19 protein-coding genes are annotated in these 16,110 nt (G+C 32.7%); 2 read left to right on the top strand and 17 right to left on the bottom strand.

Annotated elements, in window-relative coordinates; translation table 11 throughout:
* Window positions 1–65: 65 nt before the first annotated feature.
* The 6 genes from HMPREF9083_RS05875 to gatC all read right to left on the bottom strand — a co-directional run bounded on the left by HMPREF9083_RS05875 (window position 66) and on the right by gatC (window position 5,313).
* Window positions 66–926, bottom strand: a complete 861-nt coding sequence (locus HMPREF9083_RS05875; protein WP_155800646.1) for an energy transducer TonB — start codon at window positions 924–926, stop codon at window positions 66–68.
* A gap of 11 nt (window positions 927–937) precedes the next feature.
* Entirely contained in the window at window positions 938–1,300 is a 363-nt protein-coding gene (locus HMPREF9083_RS05870) for an ExbD/TolR family protein (RefSeq protein ID WP_256998188.1), read from the bottom strand.
* Window positions 1,301–1,349: 49 nt separating this feature from the next.
* Window positions 1,350–1,958 (bottom strand): MotA/TolQ/ExbB proton channel family protein, encoded by a 609-nt coding sequence (locus HMPREF9083_RS05865; protein WP_007556475.1) that lies wholly within the window; start codon window positions 1,956–1,958, stop codon window positions 1,350–1,352.
* A 159-nt stretch (window positions 1,959–2,117) separates the two neighbouring features.
* Window positions 2,118–3,563 (bottom strand): Asp-tRNA(Asn)/Glu-tRNA(Gln) amidotransferase subunit GatB, encoded by a 1,446-nt coding sequence (gene gatB, locus HMPREF9083_RS05860; RefSeq protein ID WP_007556474.1) that lies wholly within the window; start codon window positions 3,561–3,563, stop codon window positions 2,118–2,120.
* Window positions 3,564–3,565: 2 nt separating this feature from the next.
* Window positions 3,566–5,017 (bottom strand): Asp-tRNA(Asn)/Glu-tRNA(Gln) amidotransferase subunit GatA, encoded by a 1,452-nt coding sequence (gene gatA, locus HMPREF9083_RS05855; RefSeq protein ID WP_035062751.1) that lies wholly within the window; start codon window positions 5,015–5,017, stop codon window positions 3,566–3,568.
* 11 nt (window positions 5,018–5,028) lie between these two features.
* On the bottom strand, window positions 5,029–5,313 hold the full coding sequence (gene gatC, locus HMPREF9083_RS05850) for an Asp-tRNA(Asn)/Glu-tRNA(Gln) amidotransferase subunit GatC (RefSeq protein ID WP_007554166.1): 285 nt from the start codon (window positions 5,311–5,313) through the stop codon (window positions 5,029–5,031).
* A gap of 271 nt (window positions 5,314–5,584) precedes the next feature.
* Here gatC and HMPREF9083_RS05845 point away from each other — a divergent pair, with 271 nt between their 5' ends.
* Window positions 5,585–5,962, top strand: a complete 378-nt coding sequence (locus tag HMPREF9083_RS05845) for a prepilin-type N-terminal cleavage/methylation domain-containing protein (protein WP_007556472.1) — start codon at window positions 5,585–5,587, stop codon at window positions 5,960–5,962.
* Window positions 5,962–6,498: a prepilin peptidase gene (locus HMPREF9083_RS05840; RefSeq protein ID WP_007556471.1), complete on the top strand. Its 537-nt coding sequence runs from the start codon at window positions 5,962–5,964 to the stop codon at window positions 6,496–6,498. The genes HMPREF9083_RS05845 and HMPREF9083_RS05840 overlap by 1 nt, the downstream gene beginning before the upstream one ends.
* Before the next feature lie 461 nt (window positions 6,499–6,959).
* On the opposite strand, the gene HMPREF9083_RS06550 is transcribed toward HMPREF9083_RS05840, so the two are convergent.
* The 11 genes from HMPREF9083_RS06550 to tgt form a co-directional block, all read right to left on the bottom strand.
* Window positions 6,960–7,130 carry a hypothetical protein gene (locus HMPREF9083_RS06550; RefSeq protein ID WP_155800643.1) on the bottom strand — a complete coding sequence of 57 codons (171 nt, stop codon included), beginning with the start codon at window positions 7,128–7,130 and terminating at the stop codon, window positions 6,960–6,962.
* A gap of 27 nt (window positions 7,131–7,157) precedes the next feature.
* Window positions 7,158–7,313 carry a hypothetical protein gene (locus tag HMPREF9083_RS06545; protein ID WP_007556469.1) on the bottom strand — a complete coding sequence of 52 codons (156 nt, stop codon included), beginning with the start codon at window positions 7,311–7,313 and terminating at the stop codon, window positions 7,158–7,160.
* A 119-nt stretch (window positions 7,314–7,432) separates the two neighbouring features.
* Window positions 7,433–8,539, bottom strand: a complete 1,107-nt coding sequence (ychF, locus tag HMPREF9083_RS05835) for a redox-regulated ATPase YchF (RefSeq protein WP_007556468.1) — start codon at window positions 8,537–8,539, stop codon at window positions 7,433–7,435.
* Window positions 8,540–8,542: 3 nt separating this feature from the next.
* Window positions 8,543–9,781 carry an LL-diaminopimelate aminotransferase gene (locus HMPREF9083_RS05830; RefSeq protein ID WP_007556467.1) on the bottom strand — a complete coding sequence of 413 codons (1,239 nt, stop codon included), beginning with the start codon at window positions 9,779–9,781 and terminating at the stop codon, window positions 8,543–8,545.
* Between the two features lie 64 nt (window positions 9,782–9,845).
* Window positions 9,846–10,400, bottom strand: coding sequence for a signal peptidase I (lepB, locus tag HMPREF9083_RS05825; protein WP_007556466.1), 555 nt, complete (start codon window positions 10,398–10,400; stop codon window positions 9,846–9,848).
* A 175-nt stretch (window positions 10,401–10,575) separates the two neighbouring features.
* Window positions 10,576–11,538, bottom strand: a complete 963-nt coding sequence (gene glpX, locus HMPREF9083_RS05820) for a class II fructose-bisphosphatase (protein ID WP_007554245.1) — start codon at window positions 11,536–11,538, stop codon at window positions 10,576–10,578.
* A gap of 70 nt (window positions 11,539–11,608) precedes the next feature.
* Complete coding sequence (gene secF / locus HMPREF9083_RS05815; RefSeq protein WP_007556464.1) at window positions 11,609–12,490, bottom strand: protein translocase subunit SecF; 882 nt, start codon at window positions 12,488–12,490, stop codon at window positions 11,609–11,611.
* Window positions 12,487–13,710, bottom strand: a complete 1,224-nt coding sequence (gene secD / locus HMPREF9083_RS05810; protein ID WP_420864490.1) for a protein translocase subunit SecD — start codon at window positions 13,708–13,710, stop codon at window positions 12,487–12,489. The genes secF and secD overlap by 4 nt, the downstream gene beginning before the upstream one ends.
* Window positions 13,711–13,747: 37 nt before the next feature.
* Window positions 13,748–14,329 (bottom strand): 5-formyltetrahydrofolate cyclo-ligase, encoded by a 582-nt coding sequence (locus HMPREF9083_RS05805; RefSeq protein ID WP_007556462.1) that lies wholly within the window; start codon window positions 14,327–14,329, stop codon window positions 13,748–13,750.
* Window positions 14,329–14,760 carry a preprotein translocase subunit YajC gene (yajC, locus tag HMPREF9083_RS05800; RefSeq protein ID WP_007556461.1) on the bottom strand — a complete coding sequence of 144 codons (432 nt, stop codon included), beginning with the start codon at window positions 14,758–14,760 and terminating at the stop codon, window positions 14,329–14,331. The genes HMPREF9083_RS05805 and yajC overlap by 1 nt, the downstream gene beginning before the upstream one ends.
* Window positions 14,761–14,822: 62 nt before the next feature.
* Window positions 14,823–15,935: a tRNA guanosine(34) transglycosylase Tgt gene (gene tgt, locus HMPREF9083_RS05795; RefSeq protein ID WP_420864489.1), complete on the bottom strand. Its 1,113-nt coding sequence runs from the start codon at window positions 15,933–15,935 to the stop codon at window positions 14,823–14,825.
* Between the last annotated feature and the right edge of the window lie 175 nt (window positions 15,936–16,110).

Below are 16,110 nucleotides of genomic sequence, written 5' to 3'. Positions count from 1 at the left end.
AACTTGAAAATTTTAAAATATATTTGATTTTAAATAAAAAACCTGTAATAACAGGTTTTTCACTACTAATTATGATCTCTGATTGTAAATGATAAAGGTAAGTGCATTATACATTCAATAGGATTTCCATACTTATCTTTTCCCGGAATAAAAACCCACTGCATAACAGCCTCCAGTGCATTTTGATCCAAAACTGCATCTCCACAGCTTTCAACAACCCATGCATCCGAAACAATTCCGTCAGTATTTATTCGTATATCTAAACGCACTATTCTTTGCACATCTGAATCATCATTTATTCTACTCTCAGGATATATAGAAGAAACTGATCTTATAACTATAGGTTTTGTTGCTACCAAGTCACTATCATTTTCACCGGTACCGTTTCCTATACCATCGCCTACTCCGTCGCCTATGCCATTGCCTCTTCCATTGCCTTGCCCATTACCTACTCCGTTACCTATACCACTTCCAATTCCGTTACCGTTTCCTATACCTATACCGTTACCTTTTCCTGAACCTTTGCCTTCTCCTTCTCCGGTTCCGATTCCTCCACTTTTACTTATCCCCGCACCTGTAATTGAACCTTCATCGAATAAACTGCTTGTCTCTTTATCATTTAATTTACTTTCACAAAAGCTCAAATCAGATAAATCGATAGAATTATTTAAAGAATCAAATACTTCAGATAATGCACTTTTCCCAATATTGTTAATTTGCTGCTTATCGGAATTTGAGGATTCCGCCAAGTTTTTACCTCGACTTCCTCCACCGCCGCCTCCGCCGTCAAGAGTAACTTCTACAACAGTTTCTTTTTTTTGCGTTGGAGTAATGCAAACAACAGCACCTATAATTCCCACAAATACAATATGTATAATCAAAGAGACACCGTATGCGGATAACCATTTTTTCTTATCTTTACTCATAGCTCGCCTCATCAACTTTTGTTTTCAGAAGAATCTACTGCAATACCTATTTTTTCTATACCTATAGATTTAAGTTCATCAATTACAAATACAAAATTCTTATGCTTTGACCTTTCATCTGCACGTATAATTACTGATAAATTAGGATTTACTTTTTTAGCAATTTCCATTCTTGCTCTAAAATCCGATTTTTCAATTTTTTGTTTTTCTACATAAATTGTTCCTTCAGAATCTATTGCAATCGGCAAATTTGAAGTTTGTTCCATTTGTGATGTAGATGCTTTGGGTAAATTTAAATCTATAGATTTTTGAGAAACCATAGTAAGCATGCTCATCATAAAGAATACAAGCAAAAAGAAAATTATATCTATCATCGGTATAATCATTATCTTAGTTTTTTTTCAAACATAAGAGATTTTAATTTCATTCCGATTCTCCTTCTATCATAGTTAAATAAACAGTAGATATTTTTTCAATATCCAAAATCAATTTATTTACACGAGCTGTTAAATATGTATATGCTAAAAGTGCCATTATCGCAACACCTAATCCGATGGCAGTACATACCAAAGCTTCTGCGACGCCTGATGTAACAGCAAACGGTTGTCCGCTAACTACTGAAAGAACATTAAAAGATCCAATCATACCTACAACAGTTCCTAAAAGTCCCATCAAAGGGGATAATGTAACAATAACATCTAAATATGTTATATACTCTTTTAACTTGCCTATAGCATGTATAGCGGCACCTTCTATTATTTTTTCTTGACTTGAAGCTCTATTTGTTGAATTGATACCTTCGAGTATAATTTGCGCAGGTATCCCTCCGTCTTTTTCCAATATAAACTTCAAAGTTTTATTTCCTTTAATATTGCCGCTTTCCTCAATATTTTTTATCAAATAAGCAATATTTGATTCTGATTTTTTATAATATTTAACTCTTTCAATAAAAATAGCAATAACTGCAATAGAACAAAATATCAGCGGATACATCATAATTCCACCGGCATTAATTAAGTGTAATATATACATAAATTCCTCAGAAAATTAATATTTTTTTTGTAAGAGAATATCATAGGCTAAGTCTAAACGTCAAATTATATTTGCCTAATTTTTATTTTTCTTGTTTTTTTCAACATTTAAAAAATAAAAAATGTGCATTACCTAAAATGCACATTTTTTATTTTATCACTAAACGTTTTGAAGTTTTTTCAAAAGTATTCCGTTTACAACTCTCGGATTTGCTTTACCTTTAGTAGCTTTCATAATTTGTCCCATCAAGAATCCTACAGCTTTTTTCTTTCCTTGCTTGAAGTCATCTACAGATTGAGGATTTTTTAAAATTACATCATCTACTATGGATTCTAAAGCACTTGTATCACTAATTTGAACAAGTCCCTTTTCCTTTACGATAAGTGCGGGTTCTTTATGTGTTTCCCACATTTCTTTAAATACTTGTTTTGCAATTTTACCTGAGATAACACCCTTTGATATAAGATCCAACAACGATGCTAAATCTTTTGCCGTCACAGGAGTATCTTCAATTTCCAAACCGGAATCCGATAAATGACTCATAAATTCTCCCATAAGCCAATTAACGGTTGCTTTAGGTTCAGCTCCGACTTTCACAATCTCTTCAAAATAATCTGACAATGATTTATTATTCGTCATCATTTCAGCATCATCTGAACTTAATCCGAAATCTTTGATGTATCTTGCTTTTCTCACATCAGGCAATTCAGGTAAAGTACTATTGATGTTTTCAATATACTCTTCACTTACAGTAAACGGTACCAAATCAGGTTCAGGGAAATAACGATAATCGTTAGCCTCTTCCTTTGAGCGCATGCTCTTTGTTATGCCTTCTTTTTCATCCCATGTTCTTGTTTCTTGAATAACTTTTCCACCTTCTTCAAGCAATTCTGCTTGCCTTATAGCTTCATATTCAATTGCTCTTCCTACTCCACGGAATGAATTAATATTTTTTATTTCAGTTTTAGTTCCAAGTTTTGTAGTTCCTGCCGGTCTTACGGATATATTTGCATCGCAGCGCAAACTTCCTTCTTCCATTTTGCAATCTGAAATCCCAACATATTGTAAAATTGTACGAAGTTTTTCCATATAAGCAACAGCTTCTTCAGCAGATCTCATATCAGGTTCGGACACAATTTCCAATAATGGCGTACCTGTTCTGTTATAATCTACCAATGAATAATCCGAATCGGTAATAGATGTTCCATGATGTACAAGCTTACCTGCATCTTCTTCCATATGTGCACGTGTAATATTTATGCGTTTTTTTACACCTTCAACTTCTATATCTAAATATCCTGGGCCACAAATAGGTAAATCAAATTGTGATGTTTGAAAATCTTTAGGCAAGTCCGGATAATAGTAATTCTTTCTGTCAAATTTACTATATCTTGCAATTTTACAATTTAATGCCAACCCCGCACGAACTGCAAACTCCAAAACCTTTTCATTCAAAACCGGCAATACTCCGGGTAATCCCAAACAAACAGGACAAACATTAGTATTAGGATCCGCACCGAAAGAAGTTTTACAACTGCAAAATATTTTTGTATTGGTTCTCAATTCTGTATGAACTTCAAGACCGATAACTGCCTCATATTTCATGCTTATGCCTCTCCTTTCGTAATTTTATTTAAATCCAAATGTGCTTGTTCAAATGTATATGCCGCTCTCAAAATTGTTTCTTCTCCCAATGCAGGTCCTATAAGTTGCATTCCCAACGGCATACCGTCTTTGTATCCGACAGGAATACTTATAGCCGGTGCACCTATTAAATTTGCCGGTACTGTACAGATATCTTCCATATACAATGACAACGGATCTTTAAAGGCTCCAAACTTAAATGCTGTTCCGCTTGCAGCCGGTGCAACTATAACATCACAAGTTTTATATGCCTCTTCAAATTCATTTTTAAGTAAGGTTCTTACTTTTAAAGCTTTTAAATAAAACGCATCATAATAACCTGCAGAAAGTACGTATGTTCCAAGCATAATACGACGTTTTACTTCTTCACCGAAACCGCTGCTACGAGTATTGATATACATTTCAATCAAATTTTTTCCCGGCTTGCGATATCCGTAACCCACTCCGTCATAACGGGAAAGATTTGAACTTGCTTCAGCAGGCGCAATAATATAATAAATTGAAACACAAGCTGAAATATGAGGTAATGAAATATCCACTATTTCAGCGCCTTCTTTTTCATAAAAACTCAACGCTTTTTTTATAGCTTCTTTAGTTTCTTCTTTAATACCTTTTCCGAAAAATTCTTTTGCAACTCCTATGCGAAGTCCCTTAACATCTGAAATTAATGCTTTTTTATAATCTTTCTTTTCTTGCGGTATAGAAGTAGAATCCTTTTTATCATATGCTGCAATAGAATTCAAAACTATTGCAGCATCAGTTACATCTTTAGTAATAGGTCCAATTTGGTCCAAAGAAGATGCGAATGCCAAAAGTCCATATCTTGATACCAATCCGTATGTAGGCTTTAATCCTACCAATCCTGTAAAAGAAGCCGGTTGTCTTACAGAACCACCGGTATCCGAACCTAAAGCCCAAACAACTTCATTCGCAGCTACGGCAGCTGCACTTCCACCGGAAGAACCTCCAGGTACATATTCCGTATTTAAAGGATTTAATGTTTTTCCAAATGCTGAATTTTCGGTACTGCTTCCCATAGCAAATTCATCTAAATTTGTTTTCCCCAAAGAAACATAATCTTGTTTTTCCAACTGTTCGATAACTGTTGCATTATACGGTGGAATAAAATTCTCAAGCATTTTAGATGCTGCTGTACATGGTAATCCCTTAATGCATATATTATCTTTTATTGCCCCTGGAATACCCGCGATTTCCGATATAACTTCTCCGGACTTTATTTTATTATCAACTCTTTCTGCCGCTTGCAATGCACGCTCATCATTAGTTGATAAAAATGCATGAATTTTTCCATCAACATTATTTCTGTTGGCAATCATTTTTTTAGTTAATTCAACAGCAGATATATCTTTATTTACAAGTTTTTTATGTAATTCATGAATTGTATACTGACTCACCACGGCACCTCCTATATAATTTTAGGAACTTTAAAATATCCATCTTCTCTTTCAGGAGCATTGGACAATGCTTCTTCATTTGAAAGTGATTCATGAGGGATATCTTTTCTAGTTACATTAAATTGTTCTACAGCATGTGCCGTAGGTACTACACCTTCAGTATCATACTGTTTAAGTTCTTCCATATGTGTCAAAATACTGTTCATGGAATCATTCATTTTTTCTAAATCTTTATTATCAAATTCCAATCTTGAAAGAAATGCTATTTTTTTTATTTCTTCCTCATTTATTTTCATATTTACACATCCTTATCATAAATTTGTTCAATACGCTCAAAACTAAAATCAAACTTATTATAACATTTTTTACCATACATAACCATGAATTAAAAATGTTATCACTCTTATTATAATTGCAATTATGGATTATTGTTTTCCCTATCGACATTAAACATAATTATAAATTAATTACAATGATTTTTATGCACTTTTGATTGATTTTTATGCATTACAATGATACATTAAAATTAAGTAATTTAACTGTTATCTGTTTATAAAGGAGGAATTTATGAATATTTCCGGAATTCAATTACGAAAAAGAAAAGGTTTCACATTTTTAGAAATACTTATCGTTGTTGTAATAATAGGTATTCTTGCAGCAATTGCAATTCCGAATTTTATCGGTATGACTGATCGTGCAAAAATTGCGCGCATACAATCCGATTTACAAGCAATAGGTGTTGCTTCGGAAATGTATTATATGGATAAAGGTTCTTACCCGGAAAAATTATCTGCTTTGGTAAATGAAAATACTTCCGATTCATACTTACAATCTATTCCTAAGCCTCCTGTTGAAAATGATTCTTATTCATGGGATGCTGCAAAAGGTGAAGCAACTTATACCTTTAAAAGTAAAAAATATTCATCCAGAAACATGACTTCATAATGAAAAAATTTTTAAAAATAGAACTTATTATACCGTTATTATATTTTCTATCCGTTCTTCCTTGCTTTCTTTTGAATAATTTTAACGTTTTATCATATGGTTGGATTATTCCTGCAATTTTTGGAGCATACGAAGATTTAAAAAGCTCATTGATTTCCGACTCTTGGAGTTTATCCATAGGAATCTGCGGGCTTTTTCATGCTTTTATCTTTTCTCATATAAAATATTCACTCCTGTCTTTCATATTAACAGGAGTTTTTTACTTGATTATTTATTTTTTATTCAAAAAAGGATTCGGTGCAGGAGATGTTATTTTCTCTCTTGCATTATCCTTATGGCTTAATCCGAAATATATTTTAATTTTTTTATGGATATCTGCATTTTCTTCTTTAATTTTTATATTTTTATATTTTCTTATATGCAAAAAACATTTTAAAAAAAATATTCCTTTTATCCCCTTCTTGACCATAGGAGGTATTATTACATATTTTTATGGATATGAAATTTATCTTATCATAGAAACCATTTTATTATAAAACTTTCTGAAAATTATAAAATATTCTATTTTTATAACTGATATTAATTCCCTTTATCCATATATTGTTCATATATTTCATAATATTAAAAAAATATTTTAAACGTAACTTTTTCAAATAGTTTATAATCTTTTACTTGCACAAAGTATTATTTTCTTTATTCATTTATAATTGTTATTCAATAAATGCTTTTATAAGTAGTCAAATAGAAAATTATAGTTTTCTGCCTTTATAGGTTATTTGTGCTTTTCTTTCTCCAATCATTTATATTCCTTTCGTGTAGAAATAAAAGAGAAGTAGAGTTTTTGTTTCTCTACCTCTCTCTATCTTTGTTATTTTACCATTTCCAAGTAAGTATACAATAGGCTATAACTATAATCCATACAGTCGTAAAGAAAAGAATACCTAATCTATCAAAAAACTTATCTTTAAAGCTTTCTTTTTTCACGTCTTTTCCTCCTTTATTTGCCCAGTATGCTGTCTATTGCCGATGCTTTGTTTCTTGTATATGTTTTACGTGTTGTTTCTTTCTTCTTTTTCTTTTGCTTCGGTATGGTGTCTTTTGTTGCCGAGTGTATCAGTCCTGTCATGTATGTCATTCCTACCCAAGTACTTAACAGGAGTGTTCTCACAAAGTTGTCTATATCTCGTTGATCTCCTTATGCGGTCATAAGTGAGTAAAGACTTTGTGTACCTTTCATGCCTTTATCCAATTGTGACAGCGCAGATACTTGTGTCATTGCACGATATAGTAAGTCCGTTGCCGTGGGTATTTCGCCTGTATTATTATACCTTACTCTGTATAAACTCTCCATAAGTTATATATTTAATTAAAGTATATTATAAATTTTTTACTTTAAAAACCATTCGTTTCATATTACGAATACATAAATTAAAAAAATGTTGTACAAATATATGTACAACATTTTTTAAATTACACATTAAATCTGAAATATGCAATATCTCCATCTTTAATAATATATTCTTTACCTTCAATTCTTAAAAGTCCTTTGTCTCTTGCAACTGCAAAAGAACCGCATTTCATCATTTCATCGTATGAAATAATTTCCGCTTTTATAAAACCTCTTTCAATATCTGTATGAATTTTACCGGCTGCATTTGGAGCTTTCGTTCCCGATTTTACAGTCCATGAACGACATTCATCCTCTCCTACAGTAAAGAAATTAATCAAACCCAACATAGAATATGCACTTCTGACTAATCTATTAAGTCCCGGCTCTTTTTCTCCTAAATCTTCCAAAAATATTTTTGCTTCTTCTTTATCCAATTCTGAAACTTCTTGCTCTATTCCTGCAGATATTGTTACCCATTTCGCATTCTCTTTTTCTGCTTCACTTATTGCGATTTTTACAAATTCATTGGAAAGCGGATTTGATATATCATCTTCTGAAATATTCAATACATAAAGCATGGGCTTCAATGTTAACAAATTTAATTCTTTTATCATTTTTAATTCGTCTTCATTCAATAATAAAGCTCTTACTGAAACGCCTTCTTGTAAAGATTCATATATTTTATCAAGTAATTCAATCAGCATCTTAGCTTCTTTATTTCCGGATTTCGCAAGTTTTTCAGCTTTAATTTTTCTTTTTGATACGGTATCCAAATCTGCCAAGCAAAGTTCAGTATTAATAATCCCCATATCACGTACAGGATCTATTGTGCCTTCTACATGTGTTATGTTACTGTCGGCAAAGCATCTTACTACATGGGCTATAGCATCAGTTTCTCTTATATGACTTAAAAATTGATTTCCTAATCCTTCACCTTTAGATGCTCCCGCCACTAATCCGGCAATATCAACAAAACGAGTAAATGCAGGTGTTAATTTTTTCGGATTAAAAAGTTTTGCCAACTTATAAATTCTTTCATCCGGAACTTCTACAACACCTACATTCGGCTCAATGGTGCAAAAAGGAAAATTTGCGGCTTCTGCACCGGCTTTTGTTATAGCATTAAACAATGTACTTTTACCGACATTTGGTAAACCCACGATTCCGATTTGTAAATTTGTACTCATTTTTCATCCTCTGCAATTCAATACCGATTTTAATCTATTCATAGCTTCTTCTGTTTTTTCCGGAGTATTAAAAGCAGTCAATCTTATGTATCCTTCCCCGCAAGGTCCGAATCCTGCCCCCGGCGTACATACGACTTGTGCTTTTTCAAGAAGAAAATCAAAAAATTCCCAGCTGTTCATTCCACAAGGCACGGAAACCCAAATATATGGACTGTTTACACCTCCGGATGCATTCAATCCTATTGCTTTAATTCCGTTCAAAATAGTATTTGAGTTTTTCTTATAAATGTCTAAAGTTTGTTGAATTTGTTTCTTTCCTTCTTCTGAATATATAGCTTCTGCCCCACGCTGAACTATATATGAGCAACCGTTATATTTTGAACTTTGTCTTCTATGCCAAAGTTCATTTGCACTCACCTTTTCTCCTTTTATTGTTTCTAATTTCAACGCTTTAGGAACAACAGTATATCCACATCTTACTCCTGTAAAACCGGCAGTTTTAGAGTAAGATCTGAATTCTATCGCAACTTCTTCTGCGCCTTCTACTTCATAGATACTGTGAGGAATATTGTCTTCGGTAATAAAAGCTTCATATGCAGAGTCAAATAAAATAACAGAGCCCGTTTGTTTTGCATATTTAACCCACAGCTTCAATTCTTTTTTGTTTAGTGTCGCACCTGTCGGATTATTCGGAGAACAAATATAAATAAGCATCGGATCATGTGAAGGTAATAATGATTTAAAATCACATTCTTCAAAACATTCCAAATATTCTATTTTTGAAAATCCTGAATTAACAAACTTCCCGGATCTACCTGCCATTACATTGCTGTCCACATATACCGGATATACGGGATCGCTTACAGCTACTGTATCTTTAATTGAAAAAATTTCTTGAATGTTACCTATATCACATTTTGCCCCGTCACTTACAAATATTTCATCAATATCTATATTGCATCCACGCTTTTTAAAATCATTTTCTACAATTGCTTTTCTTAAAAAAACATATCCTTGTTCAGGTCCATAACCTCTAAAAGTTTCCTTAACACCCATTTCTGAAACAGCTTTTGTCATAGCTTCAACTACAGCAGGTATCAAAGGTTGCGTAACATCTCCGATACCAAGAGAAATTATTTGAGCTTCAGGATTTCCGGCTTTATAAAGTTCTTGTTTTTTCCTTATTTTTTCAAATAAATAAGCGCCTTGTAAATTTAAAAAATTTTCATTGCAATGTGCCATTTAAATACCTCATACAATTATATAAATTTAATTATAACATACTCATTGTAAACGTCTGTATAAATCACAAAGAACATAATAACGTTCCAAGTACATGATCTACGGGAACTGCACCTATAAATCTGCTGTCACTGCTATGATTTCTGTTATCACCCATAACAAAAACACAATCTTTGGGAACTGTATAACTTCCTTCCATAGTAAATTCCATAGGTTCATTTATATAAGTTTCTTCAAGTAAATTTCCGTTTCGATATACATGCCCGTTATGAAATTCAAGTTTGTCACCTGCTTTACCAATTACTCTTTTCACCCATACAACGTGACTTGCTTGGTTTTTATCAAAAATAGAAAGATAATTTTTCATAGGTTCTTGTATATCATCCAACCATGAACGTGATCGTTCGGTTCTGCTGTCTATAATTACTATTTCTCCATAATTCGGAACATTTCTAAAAACATGACCTATTTTAGATACAATTAAATATTGTCCGTCATGTAAAGTAGGATACATTGATTGCCCGTCGACTTTTGTCGGAACAAATACGAATATATGTATCAACATAGCTAAAAAAACAGCAACAACTATCGAATATATCCAATCAAAAATTTCACTCATATTTTCTCCTATTGTAAATATTATTTAAATATAAACGTGCTGCCTTTAGATTATAAATCAGAACAGTTTATGTTACAACAATTTTATATTTATATTTTATGTAAATAAATACAATAAAATTACCCTGAAAGTCTAACAATTTAAACTCCAGAGTAATTTTATTGTAAATTTGCATTTATAAAATAACTTCAGTTTTTGAACTTCCAAATCTATGTACAGTTTCAATAAATCTTACGGTCCCTGTTTTATATCTAAGTACCAACGTACTCGTTTTTGCCCCACCTTCGAAATATTTTACACCTTTCATAGTAAAGCAATCCGTTATTGCAGTTTCAGTAAATATGCAATCATCACCTTTTACCAAATCGTCCATATATAAAACTTTATTTACATCTTTAATTCCCATTGCATGCATTCGTTTAATTTGTTCTTCATTTTGTGGGATTAATTTTGCTTGCATATCTCCACCTAAACATTTTAAACCTACAGCTGCCAATACTCCTTCCGGTGCGCCTCCGATACCTACTGCCATATGTATACCGCTGCCTTGTATTCCGCACTCAACTGAAGGTGCTACATCACCATCTGATATAAGACATATTCTTGCACCTGCTTTTCTTGCTTCATTTATAATTCCTGCATGACGTTCTCTATCTAAAATAACCACTGCTAAATCTGAAATTTTTCTTTTCATAGCATTTGCTACATTAGTTAGATTCTCAGTTATAGATGCATTTATATCTATACATCCTTTTGCACGTGGTCCTACACAAATTTTTTGCATGTACATGTCGGGTGCATGAAGCAGACATCCCTTCGGTGCTATGGCAAGTACAGCTATTGCTCCCTGTTTCCCTTTTGCCACTAAATTTGTACCTTCAACAGGATCTACGGCAATATCTACTTCTTCTCCACCTTTACCTAATTTTTCACCTATATAAAGCATAGGTGCTTCATCCATTTCACCTTCGCCGATAACAACTGTCCCCGAAATAGGTATCATCGCAAATTGCTGATGCATTCCGTCAACGGCCGCTTGATCTGCACCTTCTTTATCTCCTCTTCCCATAAGTTTTGCACTTCTAAGTGCAGCTTGCTCTGTTACTCTTACAAATTCTATAGAAAGTTGTCTATCCATATATACCTCCAATATTTATATTTTATCACGTTTTGCATTAAAAGCCGAAGATAAAATCTTCGGCTTTTAATTATTTATTAGCTACACGTTCATGCCATTTTACCCATAAAGATGTAGCGATACATACTGATGAATAAGCTCCGGAGATAAACCCTATCAACATTACCAATGCAAAGTTTTTTGTTGTGTCCCCACCAAAGAAATATAATGCACCTGTTGCAAATAAAACTGTTGAAAGTGTATACATACTTCTGTGAATAGTCTGATGTATAGAGTCATTTGCCAATTTTGCGAAACTGTCAGTTCTTTTATGTGTATGAATATTTTCACGAATACGATCGAAAATAACTACCGATTCATTCATCGAATATCCTAAAACTGTTAATACCGCAGCCAAAAATGAGGCATCTACTTCTAAATGAAATATTGCAAAAGCACCTAACACCATGAGTATATCATGACAAATAGCAATTATTGATGAAATTGCAATTTTATGTTCAAATCTTACCGTCATATAAATTATCATGGCCAGGAATGAAAATCCTACATTTAAAAGTGTATTTTCTGTAACTTCGGATCCTATTACAGCACCTACTGTTTCCATACGTTTAACATCAACATCTCCGATTCCCTTTTTTATATTTTCAATTACTTTTTGGGATTCTTCAGATGAAAGATTTTTTGTACGAATCATTACATTTTTACCGGAATCTTCATGTCCATCTCCAAGAAGTTGAATTGTGCTTGTTTCCAAATCATTATTCCGCAATTCTTCTCTTACCTGTTGAACTGTAACATTTTGCTTAAATTCCAAATCTAAAATTGTTCCTCCGGTAAAATCTATACCGAAATTAAATTTAAACATAAATATCGCAATAAAAGACAATATTACCAATATTCCGGAAATTGTAAACCATACTTTAGAGTGTTTTATTACATTGAAATTGCTCATTTTTCATAACCCCTCTTTCCACCAAACCACCAGGGATTATGAATCCAAGACGCATCTATAAGCATCATCAATAAAGTACGACTTACAGTTATTGCAGTAAACATTGATATGGCTACACCCAATCCTAGCGAAAAAGCAAACCCCTTTACAGTTCCACTTCCTAAAAAGAACAATATACACGAAGTTATGATTACTGTCATATTAGCATCAAAAATTGTAGTAAAAGCTCTCTTAAATCCTGAGTGAATAGCCATTCTTAAAACTTTTCCGCTTTCGATTTCTTCTTTAAATCTTTCAAAAATAAGTATATTTGCATCTACAGCCATACCTATAGAAAGAATAACACCTGCAATACTCGGTAGCGTTAATGTTGCATTTAATAAACTTAATATTTCGAGCAAAATAAGTACATAAACAAGCAGTGCTACATTAGCCACAAATCCTGCAACACGATACATACATAACATAAATAAAACAATTAAGGATAATCCTATAGTAAATGCAGTTACAGATTTATCTTTTGAATCTTGTCCTAAAGAAGGTCCTACGGTTCTTACTTCCAAGACAGACATTTTAACAGGCAAAGCACCGCTTCTTAATAAAATTGCCAAATCTTTTGCTTCTTCAAGAGTTCTTTGTCCTGATATAACTGCAGATCCTCCGGTAATTGCTTCATTAACTACAGGATTTGTAAGCATTTCTCCATCAAGATATATGCCTATGTGTCTTCCGATATTTGCAGCCGTAAGATTTGCAAATTTAGTTGCTCCGTTTTCTGTAAATTCCAGTGCTACAAGTGGAGATTTATTTTGTCCTACTTGTTCTTTTGCATTTTTTAAATCTTCACCGGTAAGTTTTACATTACCATCTTCATCTTTAAACTCCAAAACAGCAGTTTTACCTATAGTTTCAATAGCTTTTTTAGGATCTTTTTCACCGGGCAATTCAATTATTATTCTATTTCCGCCTTCACGCTGAATTATGGGTTCCGTTAATCCCATTTCATTTATACGCTTTTGCATAATATTGATTACTTGCCCTATAGCTTCATTTGTAACTTTATTCTGCGGTGTATCTTCCGCTTGCATAACTATATGTGTTCCGCCTTGTAAATCAAGTCCCTGTCTTATATTTCCGGCGAGCCGACCTACAGTAAAAGCAAACACCGCAATTATTACAATTATAACTCCGAAAAATCGAGCCAACGCCCCTTTTTTTATCGGAATTAATTTTTTCTGTTCCAAAATTTCAACTCCTTTACAAAATTTCACCTTTTTCAGTTATTATTTTACTTACTTTTCTATCAAATTTATCAATAGGTACATTGTGTATTACTTGAAAACTCCAAATAACCGCTATACGTTTTTTATAAGGTATTTCAGTCAAATATCTGTCATAATATCCTTTTCCCATGCCTAACCTGTTACCTCTTAAGTCACAAGCAACAGATGGAATTAATACCAAATCAATTTCATCCGGTTTTGCAATTTCATATGGATACGACAATGTACGAATATCATACATTCCAATTTCCAAATCTTCAAAAGAATTAATACGTGCTGCAAACATATTTTGTTTATCAACACAAACAGGTACATATACTGATTTACCATCAATTAAAGCATATCTAATAAATTCATCCAAATCCGGCTCGCCTTCCATAGCTAAATAAGCTAAAATTTTTGACGATTTCTTGTAAATATCAAGTTCTTTTATATATTTACTAAAAAATTTTCCGTTTTTTATTTTAGTATTTATAACAGAAAGAGCTCGCCTTTTGGCGAGCATCCTCTTACGCAATTCCTTCTTGTAAAGAGAAATATCAGCATCGGGTTGCATCACTTATTTTCCTCTTTTTTTGATTTGGCATTATTATCTTCCACTTCTTCAATAATTTCAGTTCCGACATCTTCAGGATTATCGACTTCAACTATTTCTTCTACTACTTCAACCGGTTCAGCAGATTTTGTTTTCACATTACTTTTATTGTTCGATTTACTGAATTGTGCAATACCTTGCTTATCAACACGAACAACTATTTTATGCGCTATTTCAAGTTCAACATATTTATCTCTTATTGACTTTATAATACCATAGACCCCACCGAAAGTAATAATTTCATCACCTTTTTTCAAAGAGTTCAAGAAAACGTCTCTTTCATTTTGTCTCTTTTTCTGCGGTCTGTACATAAAGAAATAAATAAATGCCAAAACTAAAACAAATGGCCAAAATCTGGTTACAATGGCGGTAATATCTTCCAAAACATTCACCTCCTGAGATTTAATTACAGACTTATTGTATCATAGCTTTTTTACTTTGTCTTTATTTTATTTTATCTTGCATAATTTTCTTTAAAATTTTTCATAAAATCAACAAAACTTCCATTAATAATCGAATCTCTCATATCACGCATAAATTGTAATAAAAAATATAAATTATGTATTGTTACCAATCTAAATGCCAATATTTCTTCCGCTTTATACAAATGACGTATATAGGAACGGGTAAAATTTTTACATGTGTAACATCCGCATGTTATATCCAACGGTAAAAAATCTTTTTCATATTTTTTATTTTTCATATTCATTCTGCCGGATTTTACCATTGCCATTCCGTTACGTGCAACACGTGTAGGATATACACAATCAAACATATCTACACCACGTGCAACACCTTCAACAAGACAGTCGGGTGTACCTACTCCCATTAAATATCTTACTTTGTTTTCAGGTATAAATTGTGTTGTGTATTCCAATATTTCATACATCAATTCTAGCGGTTCGCCTACAGAAAGTCCTCCGATTGCAATTCCGTCAAAAGGCAATCCGCAAATTTCATCTGCACTTTGCTTTCTTAAATCCTTATACATTCCTCCTTGAATTATACCGAACATTCCTCTATCGGTTCTTGTATGTGCTTTTACAAAACGTTCCGCCCATCTTGTGGTTCGTTCTGTAGATTTTTTGCTATATTCATAATCTGCAGGATACGGAATGCATTCATCAAGAGCCATCGCTATATCACTACCTAAATTTTCTTGCGCATGTGCGGCAACTTCAGGAGAAAGAAATCTTTTTGAACCGTCCAAATGTGATCTGAAATATACTCCTTTTTCAGTAATTTTTCGCATTTTCCCTAAACTGAAAACTTGAAATCCACCGCTATCGGTCAAAATGCCTCCATCCCAATTCATAAAAGAATGCAATTCACCTGCTTCTTTTATAAGCTCGGTTCCCGGCCTTAAAAATAAATGGTATGTATTACTTAAAATAATTTGCGCTCCCATTTCTTTAAGTTCATGAGGTGTCAATGTCTTTACAGTCGCTTGTGTTCCGACCGGCATAAACATCGGAGTCTTAAATGTTCCATGCGGAGTATGTAATAAACCTGCACGTGCTCCGGTATGTTCATCTTTTGCAATCAATTCATATTTTATTACCATTATTATCATCCTTACTAAATTCTTTATTTGAAATAATTAAATCGCATATATATTAAAATATCAATATTTTTTTCAGCTTTCAATACCGTAATTGAAATACTTTTTTCAAATGACTGAAAAGTTCCATCTTTATCGACAATTAGTGGATTTTTAATCTTATAATTGTTATAATGAAAAA

Source organism: Dialister micraerophilus DSM 19965 (assembly GCF_000194985.1).
Lineage (GTDB): Bacteria > Bacillota > Negativicutes > Veillonellales > Dialisteraceae > Dialister > Dialister micraerophilus.
Note: the sequence above shows the minus strand (reverse complement) of the source record. Positions and strands in the feature narration are given on the sequence as shown.